This window comes from Burkholderia sp. 22088, from assembly GCF_052045915.1.
Taxonomy (GTDB): Bacteria; Pseudomonadota; Gammaproteobacteria; order Burkholderiales; family Burkholderiaceae; genus Burkholderia; species Burkholderia cepacia.
The window spans coordinates 149,835-172,166 of the sequence record NZ_JBQEPY010000024.1; the positions used below are offsets into that span (position 1 = coordinate 149,835).

Genomic DNA, 22,332 nt, shown 5'->3' on the forward strand with positions numbered 1-22,332 from the left:
CATGCTGAACGCATCCCCCGGGTGGATCGAGCCGCGGCTGGCGCTGATCGGCACCGCCGACGTGCCGCTGTACGTGATCGTCAACGACGAGGCCGCGACGCTGATCGAAGGCGGCCTGAGCGGCATGACGGCGCTCGTATGGCAGCAGCTTCACGACCTGCTGCGGGACTTCGGCGGCATCCGGCATTTGCGCTACTGGCTGATCACCCACTCGCACTATGACCATTGCAGCCTGCTGATGACGCTCAAGTCGCGCATGCCGTGGCTGCATGTGTCCGGTTCGCCCGACGCGTTCGATGCGTTCCAGAGCCCGTCGGCCTGCCGCACCATCCGCCAGCTCGACGAGCACGCGTCACGGTCGTGGGAACCCGCCGCCGGCGCCGATTTCACCGAGTTGTCCGACCTGCCGTTCTACCCGGTCAATCCGGGCGCGCAGCTCGATATCGGCGACGGGATGCAGATTCGCACGATCGCGCTGCCGGGCCACAGCCGCTGCCAGTTCGGCTACTACTGCCCGCAGCTGGACATCGGTTTCGTGTCGGATGCGCTGGGCGAGTTTCAGGACGCCACCCACTGGCTGCCGCTGGTCTTTCAGGACCTGTTTGCGTACCGGCACTCGCTGGACGTCATCGAACAGCTGCATGCACCGCGGCTTGCCCTGGGGCACCACGGCATCCTCACCGGCGAGCTCGCCCGGTCGGCCGCACGGCATGCGCGCGCGTGCCTCGATGCACGCGAGGCCGACGCACGCGCGGTTCGCGGCAACGCCGCCGCCACGCAGGCACTGGCCCACCAGTGGACGGCCCGTTACGCGGCAAGAAGCGAAAAGGTCGTGCCGCGTTTCCTGCATCTCAAAAGCATGACGCACATGATCGACCTGTTCCATCGCGCCGAATAGCCGTATCCGGATGTCCGCCGCGGCAACGCACGGGCGCCGGCCGGTGCGAGGCCCCTGCTCGCTGTTTTCATTCCTCTTCCGACGACATCATGACCACTGCGACCTTGCCGACTACGCTTGGCGAATTGCTTCAGAACCGCGCCGCCACACGCGGCGACCACACCGCCTACGTGTTCCTGAGCGGGCCGCCCGAGCAGGAACGGGCCGAATCGATGACCTTCTCCGAGCTCGACGCGCGCGCCCGCCGGGTCGCCGCGCTGCTGCGGCAGAACGCGGTCGACGTCGGCGACCGGGTGCTGCTGCTGTGCCGGCCGGGGCTCGATTACGTCGGCGCCTTCATGGGGTGCCTGTATGCGGGCGCGATCGCGGTGCCGGCCTACCCGCCGCGCAACAGGCAGCATATGGTGCGGATCGCCGGCATCGTCGAAAACGCGGGCGCCGACACGATCCTCTGCTCGGCCGAGGACCACGCGCGCTGCTCGACCTGGCTCGCCGATACCGACGCGTCCGGCAGCACGCTGCTCGACGTCGGCGGCGCGCAGGCGCTGGCTCCCGTGGATTCGCCCGCCGGCGTGCAGCCGTCCCACATCGCGTTTCTGCAATACACGTCGGGGACGACGGGCACACCGAAAGGCGTGATGGTGAGTCACGCGAACCTGATCCACAACCTGGGGCTGATACGCGAATGGCTTGCGTATGACGAGTCGAGCACGATCGTCAGCTGGCTGCCGCCGTATCACGACATGGGCCTGATCGGCGTGATCCTGACGTCGCTCTACGGCGGCTTCCGCAGCGTGCTGATGGCCCCGGAACGGTTTATCCAGCATCCGTACCTGTGGCTGCGCGCGATCAGCCAGTACCGCGCGGACCTGACGGGCGCGCCCGATTTCGCGTACCGGATGTGCTGCCGGCGGATCTCCGACGAACAACTGGCGACGCTCGACCTGTCGTGCCTGCGGGCCGCGTACAACGGCGCCGAGTCGGTGCGCGCCAGCACCCTGACGGATTTCTCGCAGCGCTTCGCGGCAGCCGGCTTCGCCGCCGACGGGTTCCTGCCGTGCTACGGGCTCGCGGAGGGCACGCTGTACGTCGCCGGCCGCACGGAACGGCACCCGGTCCGCACGCTGTGTGTCGACCAGGCTGCGCTCCAGCGGCAATCGGTGGTGTTGCGCAACGAGACCCTCGGCGTGTCGCCGCAGCCGCTGGACCGCCCGGGCGAGCGGGTTCTGGTCGGCGTGGGCCGCACCGACGGCGAGCAGCAGGTGATCGTGCGCGACCTGGAGACCAACGCGCGATGCGACGACCGGACCATCGGCGAAATCTGCGTGGCCGGCCCGAGCGTCGCCGCCGGCTACTGGCGGCTGGACGAGCAGACGCATTCGACCTTCCGTCACACGCTGGCCGGCGACCGCGACCAGGCATTCATGCGCACCGGCGATCTCGGCTTCATTCTGGATGACGAACTGTATGTCACCGGCCGGCTCAAGGACATGGTGATCCTCGCCGGCCGCAACTACTACTCGGAAGACATCGAGTACGCGCTGATCGTCGGCGTGCCGGAACTGGTGCCGAACGGCTGCGCGGCCTTCATGGACGACCAGGCCGACGCGGAGCGCCTGATCGTCGTGGCCGAAGTCGAGCGCACGCAGCGCAAGGGCAATCTCGACAGCTTCATCGACGCGATTCGCCAGGCGATCTGGAACCGCCTCGACATCGGGCCGAGCAGGATCGTGCTGGTGTCGCCCGGCAGCGTGCCGAAGACATCGAGCGGCAAGGTGCGCCGCAGCACGTGCCGCACGCAGCTGCACGACGGCGCGCTGACGATCCTCGCGCAGTGGGACGTCGACGCCGGCACGCAGACGCCGGCCCCCGATCGCGGGCAGCCCGCGCGCCCGGCCGCCGGTGCCGACAAGCCGGCGGCCAACGATCGCGGGCGCGACGACGCCGCCACCGTCGACGAACTGAACGACTGGCTCAGGCACTACGCCGGCACGCGGATCGATTCGCGAACCATCGACGAGCGACGCACCATTCCGCCGCACATCGTGCTCGACTTCGGCAACCGGGGCCTGCTCGGCATGCCGGTCGACCGTTCGCATGGCGGGCTCGGGCTCGGCCACCGCGACATGGCGCGCGTGTTTGCGCAACTGGCCGCGATCGATTCGACGCTGGCTTTTTTCGTCGCCCTGAACAATACGCTCGGCATCGTGCCGATCATGCAGCACGCGCAGCCGGCGTTGCGCGACGAACTGCTGCCGAGCCTCGCGAGCGGCCGGATGCTCGCCGCATTCGCGATCACGGAGCCGGCCGCGGGCTCGCATGTCCGCGCGATCGCCTCCCGCGCGCAGCGCACCGCGTCCGGCGACTGGCTGGTCACCGGCACCAAGCGCTGGAGCGGCTCGTCCGCGTGGGCGGGAATCATCAACGTGTTCGCGAAGCAGGCCGACGGCACGGGAATGGTCGGCCTGGCGGTACGCCCCGGCACGCCGGGCGTGCGGATCGGCGCCGAGGAGCTGACGATGGGCGTGCGCGGCATGATCCAGAATTCGCTGCATCTGGATCGGGCGCGGATCAGCGACGCATGCCGGCTCGGCGACATCGGCCAGGGCATGTCCGTGGCGCAGCACGCGATGAACATTGCGCGCCTCGGCATCGCCGCCGTCAGCGTGGGCGGCATGAAGCGCTGTGCGCAGCTGATGCATCGCTACGGGGCGCGGCGCGAGGTCGCCACCGGGCTCCTGCTGGACAATCCGCTGAGCCGCCTGCGCCTGGGCGAGCTGCGCGACCGCATCGACGGGCTCGACGCGCTGGTCGAGCATCTGGCCACCGAACTGGACCTCGGCGTCACGTTGCCTGAAGACTGCCTGCTGATCGCGAAGATTCTCGGCTCCGAGCTGCTGTCGCAATCCGCCGACGAGCTGATGCAGTTCCTGGGCGGCCGCGGTTACATCGAGACCAACTTCGCGCCGCAGATCTTCCGCGACGCGCGCCTGACCCGCATCTTCGAGGGGCCGACCGAGACGCTGCTGGTTCACCTCGGCAGCCGTCTGCTGAACGGAAGCGACGAGCTTCCGCGCTATCTGGAAAGCGCGCTGGGCGCCGGCGTGCTGGCCACGGAGCTGCGCGAGCTTGGCGCCCAACTGTCGCAGGACGGGCTCGCCAATGCGGCGAAACTCGGCGGCGCCGCGCATGCCGCCGTCTGGGTCAATTACTGGCTCGGCACGGTCGCGCAATGGGGATTGCTGCTCGCGGTGACCGAACGTGCGGCTGCGCAGCAGCGCATCGGTGACGGCGCGCTGCGCTGGGCGCAGCGCCGGTACGAACTCGCGATCGAGGCAGCGCAGCGGCAGGTCGGCCTGCGATCCGCACTGACCACGTCGGCGCAATTGCACGACTGGGCCGCGCGGATCGGGCTCGAGATCGGCGCGATCGAGCAAACGGTCCCGGGTGCAAGCCAGCTCGTCGATCCGTTGCTGGACGCCAATCCCGGCGAGCACCCGGCCGCCGGCATGCCCGACACACCCGACACACCCGACACGCCGGCCGACGAAGACGCCGGTTCGGCACCGGCCCCGATCGCGAGCGAGCCGGCGAGCCTGCTCGATCGCCAGCAGGTTCATGCCGTCGAACAATGGCTCATCGCGTGGCTGGGCGAGCGCCTCAAGCACCGCAAGCTTCGATTGACGCGCGAGTCGACGTTCGCCGAGATCGGCTTCGACTCGATCCTCGCCGTCGAAATGACGATCGTATTCAGCGAGGCGTTCAGCGTGAGCGTCGATCCATCGGCGGTCTGGGACTACCCGTCCATTCGCGCGCTGGCCGCCCATCTCGCGCCCCGTACTCGCGGCGCCGCGCCGGCGGCGGTCGTGGCGCACGCCGATCCGGATGCCCCTTCAACCTTTGCAGCCCAACCTTCGATCCTGTGAGACCGTCCAACATGCACGCCCGATTCGATCTTGGTGATTCCACCACCGCGCTGGCCCGGCAGCTCGAACACTATCTCGACGCCTATCCCGACGAAACGCGCACGTTGCTCGGCCTGCCGGCCGGCGCCGCGATTGGCGTCGAGGTGCTCGACGAGGAACTGCCCGTCAGGCTCGAACAACACACGCATGCGGCCACGCTGCGCATCGGCCGGCACGACGCACAACGCGTGATGGCCTACACGCGCAGTTGCAACTGGGCCAACGGCATCGTGCTGGTGCCGACGCTGGCGCGCCTGGTGTTTGCCGGTGCGTTCGACGGCCTGCGGGCCGGAGCGCCCCGCGCGATGCGCGCGTTCGCGGCGTCCCGCCAGCCCGACCCGACCCGTAACCTCGGGATTCTGTGGGGCGCCTTCAACCTGCTGAGCCTGGCCGGCTGGCTGACCCTCGATCGCGGCGACGAAGACGCCGAATATGCGCTCACTCCCGCCGGCGAATATGTCGTCGCGTGCGTCGAGCACGCCCGGCCGCTGTTCGAGCAACTGGCGAATGCAACGTCGGTGCTCCAGCATCTGCACGCACTGTGTCATCGAACGCGCGTGGCGGCTGAAGACAGCCTGCTGTATGCGCGGCTCGCACGGGCCTGCGTGGCGGGCTGGCCGGAGCTTGCGCCCCCGGCCACCGACCTGGAGCGCCAGGTGAACGGACAGCTGCGCACGGCGATGGACGGCCTGCTGCTGGGCCCGACCTGGGTCGCGCTCGACATGCCGGTGTTCGACAGGCAGCCGGATGGCCAGTACGTGCAGTCGGCGCCCGGCATCCTCGGCAAGCTCGACGAGCAGCCCGGCGGGGTCGCGGTGGGCGCCTGGACACAGGCGGACCCTGTCGTCCTGGACGCGGCATGGGCGCTGATGGGCAAGTTCGGCATGGTGGAAATCGACCAGGGAAAGGTGCGGCTCACCGAGTCGGGCCGGATTCACCGTCCGATCGCCGCGCCTTATGCGGGGCTGCCCGCGTCGTATCTGCGTTCGTATGCGCTGCTCGACGAGCTCCTGTTCGGCAACCCCGATCCGCTCGATATCGACAGCGACGGCCACATCGATCGCGTGATGAACGTGTATGCGTCGAGCGGCGCCGGATCGGGGCCGGCGTCGCAGGAAATCACGACGAAGATCCTGCGCGAGCTGTTCGACGACACGCCGCTGGATCGCCAGCCCGCCGGCATCGCCGACATGGGCTGCGGCGACGGCAGCGCGGTGAAGCGCCTGGCGGAATACGTCATCACGTCGACGCGGCGCGGCCGGCACCTCGCCGACTATCCGCTGCTCGTGATCGGCGCCGACTACAACGCATCCGCGCGCGGCCGCGCCGCCGCCACGCTATCCGCGCTGAAGGACATCCCCGGCGTGCAGGTACGCGTGATCGCCGCCGACATCTCCCAGCCCGACCGCTACGACGAAGCCGTGGCCGACAGCGGCCTGACCGTCACGCAACCGGACGGCAGCGTGCGCCCGGCGCGGTTGAGCGACCTGCTGCACACCTTCATGTTCCTGGTCCACAACCGCCGGCTGGGCATCCGGCGCAAGGACGCCGCCGAAGCGATCCTCGAGCGCCATCTCCGCACCGTCGATCGGGCACGCCTGCGCGCGGTGATCGACCAGCACTATGCGGGGGCCCTGACGGTATCGGATCAGGAAGCGTTGCCGATCGGGCTTGAACAGATCAAGCGCGCGTTCAAGGTCGCGTACAGCGACGCGGAAGGGCTCGTTCCCGGTTACGTGGCGGCTGCGGATCTGATCGATTTCCTGACCCGCTGGAAACGCCACGCGAAGCATGGCTTTCTCATCGTGGAAGGACATAGCCCGTGGGCGGAGAACCTGTGCGCGCGGGCGCCGGGCGGCCCGGACACGTGGTTGCGCACCGAGCAGCTTCCGTCGGTGTTCAACTGGGGCATGCACTTCGTGTCGCGCCAGTTCATGGCGCCGTTCAACGAATTCACGCTCGCGCTGACCCTGGCCGGCCTGCGCCCCGACAGCCCGATTTACGGGCGGATTCATCCGGAGGGATTCCCGGCGCCCGATCTGCTGAGCGACTATCGGTTCTTCAGTATCGCGAACTACGTCGACGATACCGCCGTTGCCGATTGACGGTCCGTTCGGTGCCACGCGGTACGCGGCGACGGCCGCGAATCGCATCAAGAAAACACCCCGGAAGCTGGATCGGTGCCCAGTCTCCGGGGTGCGGGTGCGCGCCGTACTGCTCGCCGGTTTCATGAATGCCCCGGATTCACACAGGGGCCTCCACGCAACCGGCGCCCGGCTCGCGCATCAGGCGCTGTAGTCGTACACCCCGCGCCCCGTCTTGCGGCCGAGCCGCCCGGCGGTCACCATCTCGCGCAGCAGCGGGCACGCGCGATACTTCGGGTCGCCGAAGTCCTTCACGAACACGTCCATCACCGCGAGGCACACGTCGAGGCCGACGAGGTCGGCCAGCGCGAGCGGCCCGATCGGGTGGTTCGCGCCGAGCTTCATCCCCGCGTCGATCTCCTCGGCCGACGCGATGCCTTCAGCCAGCACGAAAAACGCCTCGTTGATCATCGGCACGAGAATCCGGTTCACGACGAAGCCCGGCGAGTTACGCACGCCGATCGGCGACTTGTCGAAACGCTCGGTCAGCTCGCGCACCGCCGACGCGGTCGCTTCGCTCGTCTGCAGCCCGCGGATGATCTCGACGAGCGGCATCAGCGGCACCGGGTTGAAGAAGTGCATGCCGACGAAGCGCGCCGGATCGGCGAGCGGCGCCGCGAGCGCGGTGATCGAGATCGACGACGTGTTGGTCGCGATGATCGCGTCGGGCCGTGCGACGGCCTCGATCTGCTTCAGGATGCGGCCCTTCAGCTCGACGTTCTCGGTCGCGGCTTCGATCACGATATCGACCGACGCGAGCTGCGCGTAGTCGGTCGACGTCGTGATGCGCGCCAGCGCCGCATCGCGTGCGGCCGCGTCGAGCTTGCCCTTCGACACGAGCCGCTCGAGGCTGCCCTTCAGCGTCGCGACGCCCTTCTCGAGCGCGGCGTCGCTGACGTCGATCATCACGACGTTGAGTCCCGCAACGGCGGCGGTCTGCGCAATGCCGTTGCCCATGGTTCCGGCGCCCACGACGCCGACAATTTCGATGGCCATGAAATTTCCTGTGTGTTCGGGTGCTGAGCGGTCGATTATCAGATGTTCTCGAAGATCGCCGCAATCCCCTGGCCGCCGCCGATACACATCGTCACGAGCGCGTAACGCCCGCCGATGCGCTTCAGTTCGTACAGCGCCTTGACCGTGATCAGCGCACCGGTCGCGCCGATCGGGTGACCGAGCGAGATGCCCGACCCGTTCGGGTTGACCTTCGCCGGATCGAGGCCGAGCTCCTGCGTGACCGCGCATGCCTGGGCGGCGAACGCCTCGTTCGCCTCGATCACGTCGAGATCGGTGATCTTCAGGCCCGCGCGTTCGAGCGCCTTCTGCGTGGCCGGCACGGGGCCGATGCCCATGTATGCCGGATCGACACCCGCGTGCGCATACGCGACGAGCCGGGCGAGCGGCTTCACGCCCTGCGCGCGCGCGGCGTCCGCGCTCATCATCAGCACGGCCGCGGCCGCATCGTTGATGCCCGATGCGTTGCCGGCCGTCACCGTGCCGTCCTCCTTCTTGAACACCGGGCGCAGCTTCGTGAAATCGTCCGCGCTCGCGTCGTGACGCACGTGTTCGTCGGTGTCGAACGCGACCTCGCCCTTCTTCGTGCGGATCGAGATCGGCAGGATCTGGTCCTTGAAGCGCCCTTCCGCGATCGCGCGCGCCGCGCGACGATGCGATTCGAGCGCCAGCGCGTCCTGCGCATCGCGCGAGATGCCGTACTTCGCCGCGACGTTCTCGGCGGTCACGCCCATGTGGATCGTCTGGAACGGGTCGTGCAGTGCGCCGAGCATCATGTCGACGAGCTTGCCGTCACCCATGCGCTGGCCGAAACGCGCGGCCGGCACCGTGTACGGCGCGCGGCTCATGTTTTCCGAGCCGCCGCCGATCGCGACGTCGGCGTCGCCGAGCATGATCGTCTGCGCGGCCGACACGATCGCCTGCAGGCCCGAACCGCACAGGCGGTTCACGGTCAGCGCGGGCGTGTGCTGCGCGACGCCGCCGTCGATCGCCGCGACGCGCGCGATATACATGTCCCTTGGTTCGGTGTTCACGACGTGGCCGAACACGACGTGCCCGACCGCATCGCCCGACACGTTCGCGCGCGACAGCACCTCGCGCACGACTTTCGCCCCGAGGTCGGTCGGCGAGAAATCCTTCAGGCTGCCGCCGAAATCACCGATCGCGGTACGGACACCGCTCACCACCACGACTTCTTTCGCTGCATTGCTCATCGTCTCACTCCGGTTCGTTCGCGCCCGCAGGCGCGGGGATACGTTGCGTTACATGTTCGGGTAATTCGGCCCGCCACCGCCTTCCGGCGTGACCCACACGATGTTCTGCGTCGGGTCCTTGATGTCGCAGGTCTTGCAGTGCACGCAGTTCTGCGCGTTGATCACCAGTCGATCGCTGCCGTCGTCGTTCTTCACGAACTCGTACACCGCTGCCGGGCAGAAACGTCCTTCCGGCCCCGCATACGTGCGCAGGTTCACGTTCACCGGCACGTTCGCATCCTTCAAGGTCAGGTGCGCCGGCTGGTTCTCTTCATGGTTCGTGTTCGAGATGAACACCGACGACAGCCGGTCGAACGTCAGCTTGCCGTCCGGCTTCGGGTACTCGATCGGCTCGCACTGCGACGCCGGCTTCAGCATCTCGTGGTCCGCGTGCTTGTGATGCAGCGTCCACGGCACGTTGCCGCCCATCACCTTCTGCTCGAGCCCGACCATCAGCGTACCGAGGTACAGGCCCTTGGCCATCCACTGCTTGAAGTTGCGCGCGCGGTACAGCTCCGTGTACAGCCACGATTGCTTGAAGGCATCCGGGTACGCGTTGAGCTCGTCCGACTGGCGGCCCGCCTGCACCGCGTCGAACGCGGCGTCGGCGGCCAGCATGCCGGTCTTGATCGCCGCGTGGCTGCCCTTGATCCGCGATGCGTTCAAGAAACCCGCGTCGTCGCCGATCAGCGCGCCGCCCGGGAACACCGTCTTCGGCAGCGACAGCAGCCCGCCCGCCGTGATCGCGCGCGCGCCGTACGACACGCGCTTGCCGCCTTCGAGGAACGCACGGATCGACGGGTGCGTCTTGTAGCGCTGGAATTCCTCGAACGGCGACAGGTACGGGTTCGTGTAGCCCAGGCCGACCACGAATCCGACCACGACCTGGTTGTTGTCCATGTGGTACAGGAACGAGCCGCCGTAGGTGTCCGACTTCAGCGGCCAGCCGGCCGTGTGGATCACGAGGCCCGGCTTGTGCTTGGCGGGATCGATTTCCCACAGCTCCTTGATGCCGATCCCGTAAGCCTGCGGATCGGCGTTCGCGTCGAGCTTGAACTTCGCGATCAGCTGGCGGCCGAGATGGCCGCGGCAGCCTTCGGCGAACAGCGTGTACTTCGCGTGCAGTTCCATGCCGAGCTGGAAGTTCTCGGTCGGCTCGCCGTCCTTGCCCACGCCCATGTTGCCGGTCGCGACGCCTTTCACGGAGCCGTCGTCGTTGTAGAGAATCTCGGCGGCGGGGAAGCCGGGGAAGATCTCGACGCCCAGCGCTTCGGCCTGCTGGCCGAGCCAGCGCGTGACATTACCCAGCGAAATCACGTAGTTGCCGTGGTTCTGGAAGTTGGCGGGCAGCGCCCAGTTCGGCGTGGTGACCGCGCTTTTCTCGGACAGGAACAGGAAGCGGTCTTCCGTCACCTCGACGTCGAGCGGCGCGCCGCGTTCCTTCCAGTCGGGGAACAGTTCGGTGATCGCGCGCGGGTCCATCACCGCACCCGACAGGATGTGCGCGCCGATCTCGGAACCTTTCTCGAGCACGCACACGCCGATTTCGGTGCCTTTCTCGGCGGCCAGCTGCTTGAGCCGGATCGCCGCCGACAGCCCGGCGGGGCCGCCGCCGACGATCACGACGTCGTATTCCATCGATTCGCGCGGGCCGTACTGCGCGAGCAAGTCCTGTGTGGTCAAAATCCTGTCTCCTCCTGCGTCCCGACCGTCAGCCGGTCAGAACTGGTCTTCCGTCAACGCGAGCACGCCCTCGTTGCCCTTCGTGCCGACAATCGACGCCTCGAGCGCGCCTGCCTGCACCAGCACCTGCTCCGCATAGAACTGCGCGATCGCGATCTTCGCACCGAAGAACGCCGGGTCGCTCGCGCGGTTCGCCTGCGCGGCCACCAGCGCACGCGCCATCTGCCATCCGCACAGCACCACGCCCGCCAGCTTCAGGTACGGCACGCTGCCCGCGAACACCGCGTTCGGATCCTGCTTCGCGTTCGCCAGCACGTAATCCACCACCGACGACAGCGCCTTCGCGCCCTTCTCCAGCTGCACCTTCATCGATGCGGCCGCCGCACCGTCCAGCTTGCCCAGCGCCGCGACAGTCTCGCCGATTTCGGCGATCAGCGCCTTCGCCACCGCGCCGCCGTCGCGCAACGTCTTGCGGCCGACGAGGTCGTTCGCCTGGATCGCCGTCGTGCCTTCGTAGATCGCCAGGATCCGCGCATCGCGGTAATACTGCGCCGCGCCGGTTTCCTCGATGAAACCCATCCCGCCGTGCACCTGCACGCCCAGGCTCGCCACGTCGTTCACCATCTCCGTGCTCCAGCCCTTCACGACCGGCACCAGATATTCGTAGATTGCCTGATGACGCGCCCGCGTCGCCTCGTCCGAATGGCGGTGGGCAATGTCGCTGTGCGCCGCGGCCACGTACGCCAGCGAGCGCGCACCTTCGGTCAGCGCGCGCATCGTGCCGAGCATCCGGCGCACGTCCGGGTGATGGATGATCGTCACCGACTGCTTGGCCGACCCGTCCACCGGGCGGCTCTGCACGCGTTCCTTCGCGAATTCCGCGGCCTTCTGGTACGCGCGGTCGGCCACGCCGATCCCCTGCATCCCGACGCCGAAGCGCGCCGCGTTCATCATGATGAACATGTATTCGAGGCCGCGGTTTTCTTCGCCGATCAGATAGCCGATCGCGCCACCGTTATCGCCATATTGCAGCACCGCCGTCGGGCTCGCCTTGATCCCGAGCTTGTGCTCGATCGACACGCAATGCACGTCATTGCGTTCGCCGAGCGAGCCGTCCTCGTTGACCAGGAACTTCGGCACGATGAACAGCGAGATGCCCTTCACGCCTTCCGGCGCGTTCGGCGTGCGTGCCAGCACCAGGTGGACGATATTGTCCGCCATGTCGTGCTCGCCCCACGTGATGAAGATCTTCGTGCCGAACACCTTGTACGTGCCGTCGCCCTGCGGTTCGGCGCGCGAGCGTACCAGCGCAAGATCCGAGCCCGCCTGCGGCTCGGTCAGGTTCATCGTGCCGGTCCATTCGCCCGAGATCAGCTTCGGCACGTAGCGCTGCTTCTGCTCGTCGGTGCCGGCCGTCAGCAGCGCCTCGATCGCGCCGTCGGTCAGCAGCGGGCACAGCGCGAACGACAGGTTCGCCGCGTTCAGCATCTCGATGCACGGCGTCGCGATCAGCTTCGGCAGCCCCTGGCCGTCGTATTCGGACGGGTGCTGCAGCCCCTGCCAGCCGCCTTCGACGAACTGGCGGAACGCTTCGCCGAAGCCCGGCGTCGCGGTCACGACACCGTCCTTCCAGCTGCTCGGATTGCGGTCGCCTTCGACGTTCAGCGGCGCCAGCACCTCGCCGCAGAATTTCGCGGACTCGTCGAGCACGGCCTGCGCCGTGTCGTAACCGGCGTCCTCGAAACCCGGCAGTTGCGCAACGGCGTCGATGCCCGCGAGTTCCTTCAGCACGAACAGCATGTCCTTGACGGGGGCGTTATAGCTCATGGTCGATGTTCCAATCAGGCGGTGAATGAGGCGCGCCACGGGGCCGATACGGCAAAACCGGCCAGCTCCGGGCGGCGAGGTGACCCATCCTAATGCCGTGCGAGCCGGTTTCCATTGTCATATTCGGCCCACCTGGTGACAAAATCGGCCACGGGATGAGGTGGCGGGGGCGGAAGCGGCAGGCTGGGTGCGGGTTTGGCCGGAGTCGGGTTTGGGCGGGAATGACCAGCTGGCGGCTGGTTGGACGGTGTGATCGGGGGGCCGGATTCGGATTCGGATTCGGGCAGCGGGAATATCGAAGCTGAGCACGTCAGCACGGCAGCCAGGGCAGAAAGATGCCGAAATACATCGAGCACATCTGGCACGAACCCACGCTGACCGGTTGCGACGCGTCGATGTCATTCAGCCCTCGCGTCCTTGATCAAGGTTATGTCCCCAAACTTCCGGACAGTAACGCCGGAAGCGCGGAAAGGCTGTCGATCGCGTGCACGGGAGACGCGAAGCGCCCGGAACCGGACTGAATGATTGCCCATGGGCCGCGCCGCAAGAACACCGGAACCATGCCGGCCCGCCGCGCCGGTTCGACATCGTTGTCGAGCCGGTCGCCGACGTAGGCAATCCTGGACGGCTCGATTCCGTTCGTCTCGGCGACGATGCGTTCGAAAAAGCGGGCATCCGGCTTGTCGACGCCCCACGACGCCGACGACGCAACGATGTCCGCCGGCACGCCGAGCGCACGGAGTGCACGTTCGGTCGCGACGGGTTGATTTCCCGCGATGCCGACCAGCACGCCGGCTTCGCGCAGTCGTTTCAGGCACGGCACGACGTCGGGGTAGAGATCTTCCGCGGTCACCGTATAAGTGCTCCCGGTCGCCTCGCGCTCCCGGCACAATGCAACGAAGTCGACACCCGGCCGCACGAGATCGAACACGCGCCGATGATGCTGACCACGCGCGATGACCGCGCCGAGCAACGCATGAAACACCCGTCGCGGCATCTTGAGATGGTCGGCCCACTCGTTCCAGTCACGACTTTCATCGATCAGCGTTTCGCCGACGTCGAAGAACACGGCTTTTATCATCATCGGGTGGATCGGGTTCCGCAAAAACGGATCTTCAGGGTTTGGCGATGCCGGGATGGGTGGGCAATGACGGGAGTCGGCGCCAACAACGGCCTTTCGCCATCCGTTCCTGGATCATCGACAATCTCGAAGAAAAACTTTGGTGGTTAGCCGGATGCGAGCGATATCCTAGCGCGTGGGCCTAGCGGTGCTGGCACAACCCGCAACGTAGTGCAAACCCCGACAAGCCAGTTGCGGTCGACAGTCTAGATTGTGACTGTATGGGTTCGTTGATCGAATTTCGGACGTTCTGCCTATTTCCTCGCTATGTCGACCTGAGACAGCTACGTGAACGAATCGACCTACCGCGTCATTTTCGGCTTTGTCGTGATCGCTTACGGCGCCGCGATATCCGCAATCATGGCATTTCGTCCAGAGCGAATATTGGCCTTCTATTGCAGATCAAGGGCTTGGAGATGGTGGTACAAATTCTGGCTCAACATGTCTGCAGAAGATATTGTGTCGGCCAAAATGGTACGGCGAACCAGAATCCAAGGGGGACGGCGCTGGCGTTCTTCACTGCCATTATTTTTGCAGCTTTGTTTCAGCTCGGTTCTCACGGCTAGCGGCTGATCTTGGCGGGGGATATATGACGCACGCCTTGTACGAATTGCTTAGTGACCTCGACGATCGCCACCTCTTTTATACATTGGGCCGGCATCGCCCAGACACCATTCTGATCTCGATAACTGTGCCAGGTGAGCGTATCGAGATCGACGTATTCGACGATGGACATATGGAGATATCCCGCTTTTCCGGAGATGAGAGTGTAATTGACGACCAACAAATGATTCTGAAGGCTATCGACGAGGCGTCCGAGTGAAAGGGGTTGGTCATGAGGCGCAACGCGCGCACTTCCCGTCGGCCGACGTCGCTGCGCGCGGCCGCTTTCAGGAATTGCATCTGTCTCTTATGGGTCGATTTCGGGTAACTGCGCTGGCCTACGGCAAGCAACTGCGGAAGGCAGCAGCCGGCCAGAAGCGGTCAGTCGACGCAACGACTTGAATCGACGACAATCGAACGTCAGCAACGGATTAATATGGTGGTGTATGAGCGCCAGGAGTTCACGCTTCTTTATCGCCGGAAATATTGAGGAGCCTGTCTTCGTTCTGGATGGAATTGCTTCGGAATGGCTGTTCGTGTCAGGGTTCTGGTGCAGAGTTAACGCATCGCTCGGAACGATATACGATCAGTTCGAGGAAGATGAGGCCGAACCAGCTGCACTTAGCCAGATCGCGTGCGAGCTGGCGCATCAAATCTGCGAACTTGAGGGGCGCGAGGAAGAGATGATCAGCTTCATCTACAGATGGACGCCACAAGGAGAGACATACACTCTGGAAATGCAGCGAGCGGATCTGATTTCTAAGTTGGTAGAAATGCGTGATTTCTTTAATTCGGCTGCTGCAAGTGGTGAAATTCTCGAGTTAAGCCTATAGGTAGTTCAAAAAATCTGGAAATTTTTTCGACCAATTCGCCTTCGGAAGCTGCCATTCGACCTTACAGCAATCGAGGCGTGCATTGCAGGGTTTGAGCGCAGAACCGTCCGTGTCTGTCCGAGAAGGCTTTTTGACACTGAATTATGCGGTCCGCACACATCACGCATGATGCGAACCATGGCCACCTTTCCCGGACCCTGCGCTAGCGTGCATGATTCGTCCACGTGTCGGATGGCAAGATCGAGCAGCCCGCTACGCGTCATCGAGTTTGCCGTCAAGCACCATTTTGGGCCCGTTCGATCACTTGCTTCTCGCGACGCATCTGGCAGATAGAAACCCGAATTAAGTCAGATGTTCTGTCGCTGGCATTGCATTTCGCCGGCTGTATGACCTGGATTGTTGCCGTCCAGACAACATGGCATACGCACTCGCGATCCTACCGGCGCTCTCCCGTCCCTCACTACAATGCGTCACACGCTCGCTTGAATTGCGAGCAAAGCGATACGCGCAAAACCCGTGGTCGCTCAGGTGAACCGCGCCGCGTGTACCGGATCCCCCCAACTGAAGCAATAGGACAATGGATCATGAGCAAGACAACTCGCAATGTGCAGCCCGTTACTTCCAACCTGGGCAAACAGGGTTCAGCTGAACTCGTACCTTCCCGTTACGCGGTGCGCGTGGGTGACATCGATGTCGTATTGATCAGCGATGGCGTTCTACCGCTGCCCACCTCCACCATGTCCACCAATGTGAGCGAAGCGGATCGCAACGAATGGTTCGATGGTCGTTTCCTGCAACGAGACATGTTCGACTGGGCGCTGAATATTGCGCTCGTGCGCAGCGGCGGGCAGCTCATTCTGATCGACTCGGGCGTGGGTGATGGTTTCGAATACTTCACGCGAGCCGGACAGTCAGTAGTGCGACTGGAGTCGGCAGGTATCGACCTTACTGCAATCACTGACATCGTCATTACGCACATGCATATGGATCACGTTGGCGGCTTGAACGTCGATGGCGTCAAGGCCAGGCTACGCCCGGACGTGCGCATCCACGTGTCGGCCTCGGAAGTAGAGTTCTGGAAAAACCCGGACTTCAGCAAGACGGTGATGCCGGAGACGGTTCCGCCTGCGCTACGCAAGGCTGCTGCGAAGTTCGTGGAACTCTACCGCGAGAATATCGTGCAGTTCGATCAGGCAGTCGAAGTCGCACCGGGCGTGTCGGCGCGCGTGACGGGCGGGCACACACCGGGGCACTGCGTCGTGGACGTCACATCAAACGGCGAGAAGCTAACGTTCGTAGGAGATGCGATTTTCGAAGTCAACTTCGACAATCCGGATTGGCAGAATGGCTTCGAGCATGATCCTGAAGGTGCAGTGGACGTGCGTCTCGCGCTGTTCAACGAAGCCGCGGAAACGGGCGCTTTGCTTGCCGCAGCGCACGTCTCGTTCCCATCCATCGGACACATTGCAAGGAACGGCGACAGCTTTCGCTTTGTTCCTGTTACGTGGGATTACTAATCGATATCGGATAATTTATAATCACCCACCGCGATCTGGACTCACTTTCCGTATCCGGAAGCGACTGGTGCGCATCCCGTGCATGACACTGTCGTTAAGCGTTACCTGCACCTGAATTTCTTCGAGCATGACTGCTATCTCCATGTGCGCACGCGGCGCGTGGAGCCCTTCAATCCACAGGAGCCTGCCATGCGATCCCTTCCCATGCCACGAAAAGCTGTTTGCGCTTGCGCGCTATTCGCAATGCTGCCCGGCGTCGCGATCGCCGCAACGTTTGCGCTGAAAGTTGCCGATCTGGATCACGGCCGTTTCAGGAATGAACAAGTGTTCAGCGGATTCGGCTGCCACGGCGAGAATGTGTCACCGCACGTGACATGGTCAAACGCGCCAGCCGGTACTCGCAGCATCGTCGTGACGATTCATGACCCCGACGCGCCGACGGGCGGTCTCGGCTGGACCCATTGGGCTGTTGTCAACATACCGCCCTCGCAGACCTCTCTGCAAAAGGGCGCCTCCGGCAACGTGAATCTGCTGCCGCCCGGGGTCACCGAAACGCTGACCGACTTCGGCCAATCGAAGTATGGCGGACCGTGTCCACCACAAGGCAAGCCACATCGTTATATCGTCACCGCGTACGCACTCGATATCCCGCATATCGACGTGAGCCCGGCATCTAGCCCTGCACTCGTTGCGTTTCAAATGCACGGGAAGATCATCGCTCGGGCTCGCTATGTCGCGACCTACCAAAGCGCGGCGAACTGAGCCGCGCCACGGGTACTATCAACTGAGCGACATGCCACCGTCGACACGCAAGTTGACGCCGTTGACGAAGCTGCCCTCGTCACTCACGAGAAAGAGCGCCGCGCGTGCGAGTTCTTCAGGAAGTCCGAGGCGGCCTAGCGGAATACGCCCTGCGACGGCAGCCTCGAACGCAGGCCGCTCGTCATACGCGATACCCAGCTTCGTCAGAATTGGCGTGTCGACCGGCCCGGGACTCAGTACATTCACACGAATGCCACGTGTCTGAAGCTCCAAAGCCCAACTCCGCGCGAAGGCCTCGATTGCGGCCTTCGTACCCGCGTAGACTGCATGTCCTTCGAACACTTTCGAACTCGCGATCGAACTCGTCAATAGAATGGCACCACGCTCTCTCATGAGTGGCGTTATCTTCTGTACCCCGAAGAAAATTGCTTTGGTGTTTGTGGCGAAGTGACGATCATAGGAGTCTTCGCTCACTTCGTTCGATGCTTCGATAGTATTCACTCCCGCATTCGCGAAATATATGTCAATTCCTCCAAAGCGCCTCGACACTAGCGCGGCCACTTCGTCGTGCGTTTTCGGGTTCGCGAGATCTCCCGTCAGTCCGATCGCCCGGTCGCCTAGTTCGGCCACGGCCGCATCGACGGCATCCGGACGTCGGCCCACCATAATGACATTCGCGCCCTCTTCAATCAGCAGCCTGGCGGTGGCCAATCCGATTCCACTATTTGCGCCAGTAACAACAGCAACCTTGTTTGCGAGTCGATTCATGTTTTCTCCGTCATATTCCACCTGTCCGGCGTAGAGCCAGAATTTAGCAACGGCTTCTGGTGGGTTGAAGTCACTCGTAGGTCATTTCACCCTTTCCACTTTGTCATCATGTCCGTGGATAAATTTAGCGGCTTTCCCGCGTTCGTTCGCTCCGTCGAGACGGGCTCGTTCACGGCTGCGGCGCAATCTTTGGGTACGACGACGTCGGCCGTGTCAAAGAGCGTGGCAAGGCTCGAAAAGCGCCTGGGCGTCACGTTATTCCAGCGCTCGACCAGGGCCTCCGTTCTGACGATTGAAGGTCAGGCGTTTTATGAGCGCATTGCCCCGCTGATGCGCGGCCTGGAGGGCGCCGAAGAAGTATTGCGATCGCCGGCCGCCGCCGCAGGAAGACTGCGTGTAAGCCTGCCTGGCGAACTGGGTCGCTTTTTGCTCGATCCCGTCACGCGGGAACTCCTGCCAAACCACCCGGAACTCGCACTCGACGTGAGCGTCAGCGACCATCATGCCGACCTGATCCGCGATCGCATCGATATCGCGATCAGGGCGGGATGGCTGGAAGACAGCGGCCTGTATGCGCTGCCGATCACCAGTCTTCGGCTGGTGTTAGTTGCGGCGCCTGCATATCTGCGCGAGCGGGGATCACCGCGTGTTGCTGCGGATCTCGCTGCACATCGGCATGTGCGCTACCGGCTCAATGGCCGACCGTACCCCTTGAACTTCGCCGATGGAACGTCCAGCTCCATCGAAGGCAGGTTCGACGCTGATAACGGTGAGGCAATGCGCGTAGCGGCATTGAACGGACTGGGTATCGCCCAAATACTGGAAATTGCCGTACGGGACGATCTCGCCGCCGGGAGGCTGCAGGCTGTACTACCCGATCAGGCGCTCGCGTGCGTCCCCGTCCACGCTATTCACGCTTTCGGAAAAAACATGCCGACGCGCGCGCGCGTATTCGTCGATTTCGTTACGGCGCAACTTTCGAAATGAAGTGTCCCGTCGCCCCGGCGCTCAGCGCCATCGGCTGCCGTCGCGCTGCATTCGAATCACGCCAGGGAGGCGTCGTGCAGCAAATCGATCAGTGCGTCGGCTCCGGTGTGGTCGGCCGTGAATGCCGTGGCCACCGGATCGTAGGTTGCGGGCAAGCCGACCGCACCAAGCAGATTGGCGAGGTAGGTATCGAGCGTGCTGGTCGCATTCGACACGCTTGCCGCGGTCACCGTATTGGCAAGCGTGACCGGCGCCCCGGACGTGACGAAATCCATCGGATGGCCATCGGGCGTCAACAACGCGACCAGTGCCGTGGTCAGCGTGGTGACGTTCGCAACCGCGGTCTGTCCACTCGCGGGTAGCTGGGCGAGCGCCGTGACGAGCGGGCTGACCTGGCCGGACGGATCAGTCGCGACGAGCGCGATTGGCTGCGACAGTCCGGCAACATTCAACGTATACGCTCCATTCGACCCGGCCTGGGTCGTTGCGGTCTTCCCGTTAACGTCGGTGGCGGTGATCGTCGCATTGGCCACCGGATTACCCCCGGCAACCGTTCCCGAGACCGCTGCGTTTTGACTGCCGGATGATGCGCCACTGTCGCTGCCGCCGCCACATCCGCCGAGTAGCGCAACTGCGATTCCTGTTGCGACGACAATCGGTGTCGCCAGATTTCCCTGTCCCATGATCCACTCCATTATTCGCAGTCGATTGATACCGGATGAGGCTGAGCAGCGCACATGATGTCCGCGCCGATCAAACAGGCGCAAAGTCTGGTCTTCGCCCTGCGTCAGTGAATTTATCGTCGACGACGCGCAAGACGTACATAGTCAAGCGACTGGGCAACTTGTCGCCAGGAACACCCACCTTCGAAATATTCGTCAGGCGCAATATCATTTGGAAGTCGTATGGCTTGCACTCGTGGGACCGCGACGCGTTTCCGGTATTGAAGGACCTGGACAGCCGCCGTGTATCCTCGGACGTCGAGTAGCGTTGGCGTTCGCGCAGGTCAGGATCACGGCGAGGAATGTGCCGTTGGCATCGGACAGGGTGTGATGCGCCCCCCCAGGCGTCGCAAACAGAGGTGGCCTCACTCGTTCGGACAGTTTTCTGAGATTTTCGTAGAGCAAAATAATTCCGTCACTCCAGAATTCTCATGGATCAAGGCCTCCGTCCCGCGAATTGACGACTTTATTGACGGTCCCATTAAAGTAATGTCGTCAACTCGCCTACGTCCGCATTAAATTTGTCGATTCGCATAGTGGAGCAAGGGTTCCGGCGGTAACGTCCTGATTTCTGGACCGATTCCCGGCCCACCGCGCGGCGCGGTCGAAGCGCTGAGTTCAGACAGGACGCTCTCTGTCTCAAGCTCGGTCACCTATGCTGGAAAAGCGGTGTTGCGGGACATTCGGGGCCAACTGCGTCCGCTTGCTCCCGGCCAAAAAGCGACATCTGCGCACGTAGGTAGAATCGTCAACAATCAGCTCCAGGTTTGATGGCCATTCCCATTTCGCGAGGCGCAGCGATGAAGGTAACGATTGCATACATCGAAGAACCACCGTTCGGTTGGACGGAAGCGGATGGTACTGCTACGGGTGCTGACGTTGATCTGGCCGATACGGTTCTTCGGGCGATCGGTGTTACCCGGATCGAGCATCGCCTGACGACATTTAGTGAACTGCTACCCGGCGTTGAAGCAGGTCACTGGGATATGAACGTTCCGCTCTTCGTTACCCCTGAACGCGCCAATATCGTCGCGTTCAGCGTACCCGTATGGGGGATCGGAGACGGCTTTCTGGTTCGGACTGGAAATCCGAAGGCGCTCAACAGCTACGTGTCACTCGCCAAACGTCCCGAGGCGCGCCTTGGCGTCATTGCCGGACAGGTGCAACACGAGTCGGCGAGAACGTCAGGCGTAAGTGAGGACCAGATAGTCATCTTCGAGCAACAGGCCGACGCGATCGAAGCGGTTCTCTCGGGCGCGATCGACGCGTATGCAAGCACAGCCTTGGGAAATCGCATAGTTGCGTATCGGATCGGAGGCTCAATGCTTGAGGCAGTGGAGCACGAGCCGCAAACGAATGGCACGCAGCAGAAGCTCCCGCTCGGCGCATTCTCGTTTAGCAGACGAAACAGCGCTCTGCTCAATGCGGTAAACGGGCAACTTCGTTCATATCTGGGCTCAGAAGAGCATCGCGCTCGTATGGCGAGATTCGGCTTGACAAACAATGAAATCGATTCCGCTCTCGCGCATGGGGTGTGAGACGGGCTTCGGCCACATTGAGACGTTCGACAGAGCGGCTTGAATCGCTGACAATTGACGCGTTGAAGCCGGAAGCCGCGATGCTAGGACGTAATATGCCAAACGATCTGAACCAGGCAGCCTATTGGGTTTCGTTTATCCTTGAGCACTGCCCGTTTCCAAATCGAGACGCGCTTGCGGCGCAGTTCGCGAATGCAGAGATACTCAGAATCTGTAAATGTGGATGCAACAGTTTTGGCCCTGTCGCTGGCCACGCCCGATAAAGTTCCTCCCATAGCCGTCGCTTCGAGTGGACAGCCTTATCGCATGGTGTTTGAAGCGGATTTCCGGGATCGGAGGGAACCGGAAGGTTGGGGGTCGATTGAGATTCTGCTCTTTGCCGACGAGTCAGGTCATCTAGCCGATGTCGAAATCGACTATTGCGGAAACGGCATACCCATCCCTGAAAGTCTGAATCTGGAAATCACGCCTTATAACGTCTTCGTCAGCGAATCGCTCATTGAGAATTAAGCGGGAATTGCGCATGCCGGTCGGGACGGTGAATGACCGCTATTGAGCAGATCGAGTGGCTGCAATGGGTGGTGGATTCAACCGGTCGATGCAACAGCTTGATGGAATCGTTCAGCCGGTGTATCGAAGTTTAGTGTCTTGCGTGGACGTTCGTTGAGCCGTCGGGCAATGGCGTTGAGCTTGGCTTG

17 protein-coding genes are annotated in these 22,332 nt (G+C 63.6%); 9 read left to right on the plus strand and 8 right to left on the minus strand.

Going from position 1 to position 22,332, the window contains the following annotated elements; genetic code table 11:
- Window position 1: 1 nt before the first annotated feature.
- The 3 genes from ACTJLD_RS36235 to ACTJLD_RS36245 all read left to right on the plus strand — a co-directional run bounded on the left by ACTJLD_RS36235 (window position 2) and on the right by ACTJLD_RS36245 (window position 6,968).
- Entirely contained in the window at window positions 2-898 is an 897-nt protein-coding gene (locus ACTJLD_RS36235; protein ID WP_027792380.1) for an MBL fold metallo-hydrolase, read from the plus strand.
- A gap of 89 nt (window positions 899-987) precedes the next feature.
- Complete coding sequence (locus ACTJLD_RS36240) at window positions 988-4,824, plus strand: AMP-binding protein (RefSeq protein ID WP_440661149.1); 3,837 nt, start codon at window positions 988-990, stop codon at window positions 4,822-4,824.
- A gap of 11 nt (window positions 4,825-4,835) precedes the next feature.
- The gene (locus ACTJLD_RS36245; protein WP_060084156.1) at window positions 4,836-6,968 is read left to right on the plus strand and encodes an AprA-related methyltransferase; all 2,133 of its coding nucleotides are present in this window, start codon (window positions 4,836-4,838) and stop codon (window positions 6,966-6,968) included.
- Window positions 6,969-7,148: 180 nt separating this feature from the next.
- Here the strand turns inward: ACTJLD_RS36245 and ACTJLD_RS36250 are convergent, their stop codons facing one another.
- The 6 genes from ACTJLD_RS36250 to ACTJLD_RS36275 form a co-directional block, all read right to left on the minus strand.
- Window positions 7,149-8,003: a 3-hydroxybutyryl-CoA dehydrogenase gene (locus ACTJLD_RS36250; RefSeq protein WP_124840775.1), complete on the minus strand. Its 855-nt coding sequence runs from the start codon at window positions 8,001-8,003 to the stop codon at window positions 7,149-7,151.
- Between the two features lie 38 nt (window positions 8,004-8,041).
- The gene (gene bktB / locus ACTJLD_RS36255; RefSeq protein ID WP_042973147.1) at window positions 8,042-9,235 is read right to left on the minus strand and encodes a beta-ketothiolase BktB; all 1,194 of its coding nucleotides are present in this window, start codon (window positions 9,233-9,235) and stop codon (window positions 8,042-8,044) included.
- Between the two features lie 48 nt (window positions 9,236-9,283).
- Window positions 9,284-10,912 (minus strand): electron transfer flavoprotein-ubiquinone oxidoreductase, encoded by a 1,629-nt coding sequence (locus ACTJLD_RS36260; protein WP_091921537.1) that lies wholly within the window; start codon window positions 10,910-10,912, stop codon window positions 9,284-9,286.
- 81 nt (window positions 10,913-10,993) lie between these two features.
- Window positions 10,994-12,784, minus strand: coding sequence for an acyl-CoA dehydrogenase (locus tag ACTJLD_RS36265; protein ID WP_234743429.1), 1,791 nt, complete (start codon window positions 12,782-12,784; stop codon window positions 10,994-10,996).
- Between the two features lie 427 nt (window positions 12,785-13,211).
- Window positions 13,212-13,853, minus strand: a complete 642-nt coding sequence (locus ACTJLD_RS36270) for an HAD family hydrolase (protein ID WP_196488338.1) — start codon at window positions 13,851-13,853, stop codon at window positions 13,212-13,214.
- Window positions 13,854-14,466: 613 nt separating this feature from the next.
- Window positions 14,467-14,640 carry a hypothetical protein gene (locus ACTJLD_RS36275; protein ID WP_155633618.1) on the minus strand — a complete coding sequence of 58 codons (174 nt, stop codon included), beginning with the start codon at window positions 14,638-14,640 and terminating at the stop codon, window positions 14,467-14,469.
- A gap of 313 nt (window positions 14,641-14,953) precedes the next feature.
- Here ACTJLD_RS36275 and ACTJLD_RS36280 point away from each other — a divergent pair, with 313 nt between their 5' ends.
- The 3 genes from ACTJLD_RS36280 (at window position 14,954) to ACTJLD_RS36290 (ending at window position 17,619) form a co-directional block, all read left to right on the plus strand.
- The gene (locus ACTJLD_RS36280) at window positions 14,954-15,340 is read left to right on the plus strand and encodes a hypothetical protein (RefSeq protein WP_027792371.1); all 387 of its coding nucleotides are present in this window, start codon (window positions 14,954-14,956) and stop codon (window positions 15,338-15,340) included.
- Window positions 15,341-15,924: 584 nt separating this feature from the next.
- Window positions 15,925-16,857 carry an MBL fold metallo-hydrolase gene (locus ACTJLD_RS36285; RefSeq protein WP_027792370.1) on the plus strand — a complete coding sequence of 311 codons (933 nt, stop codon included), beginning with the start codon at window positions 15,925-15,927 and terminating at the stop codon, window positions 16,855-16,857.
- Between the two features lie 189 nt (window positions 16,858-17,046).
- On the plus strand, window positions 17,047-17,619 hold the full coding sequence (locus tag ACTJLD_RS36290) for a YbhB/YbcL family Raf kinase inhibitor-like protein (protein ID WP_081066173.1): 573 nt from the start codon (window positions 17,047-17,049) through the stop codon (window positions 17,617-17,619).
- A gap of 18 nt (window positions 17,620-17,637) precedes the next feature.
- Here ACTJLD_RS36290 and ACTJLD_RS36295 read toward each other — a convergent pair whose 3' ends face one another.
- Complete coding sequence (locus ACTJLD_RS36295; RefSeq protein ID WP_059696701.1) at window positions 17,638-18,387, minus strand: SDR family NAD(P)-dependent oxidoreductase; 750 nt, start codon at window positions 18,385-18,387, stop codon at window positions 17,638-17,640.
- A 108-nt stretch (window positions 18,388-18,495) separates the two neighbouring features.
- Between ACTJLD_RS36295 and ACTJLD_RS36300 the strand changes: the two genes are divergently transcribed.
- Window positions 18,496-19,374: a LysR family transcriptional regulator gene (locus ACTJLD_RS36300; RefSeq protein ID WP_060082613.1), complete on the plus strand. Its 879-nt coding sequence runs from the start codon at window positions 18,496-18,498 to the stop codon at window positions 19,372-19,374.
- A gap of 56 nt (window positions 19,375-19,430) precedes the next feature.
- On the opposite strand, the gene ACTJLD_RS36305 is transcribed toward ACTJLD_RS36300, so the two are convergent.
- Entirely contained in the window at window positions 19,431-20,057 is a 627-nt protein-coding gene (locus ACTJLD_RS36305) for a hypothetical protein (protein ID WP_155633619.1), read from the minus strand.
- 839 nt (window positions 20,058-20,896) lie between these two features.
- Here ACTJLD_RS36305 and ACTJLD_RS36310 point away from each other — a divergent pair.
- Together ACTJLD_RS36310 and ACTJLD_RS36315 are read left to right on the plus strand one after the other, a co-directional pair.
- Entirely contained in the window at window positions 20,897-21,634 is a 738-nt protein-coding gene (locus ACTJLD_RS36310; RefSeq protein ID WP_027792366.1) for a transporter substrate-binding domain-containing protein, read from the plus strand.
- Window positions 21,635-21,853: 219 nt separating this feature from the next.
- On the plus strand, window positions 21,854-22,144 hold the full coding sequence (locus ACTJLD_RS36315) for a hypothetical protein (RefSeq protein WP_440661152.1): 291 nt from the start codon (window positions 21,854-21,856) through the stop codon (window positions 22,142-22,144).
- Window positions 22,145-22,332 lie beyond the last annotated feature (188 nt).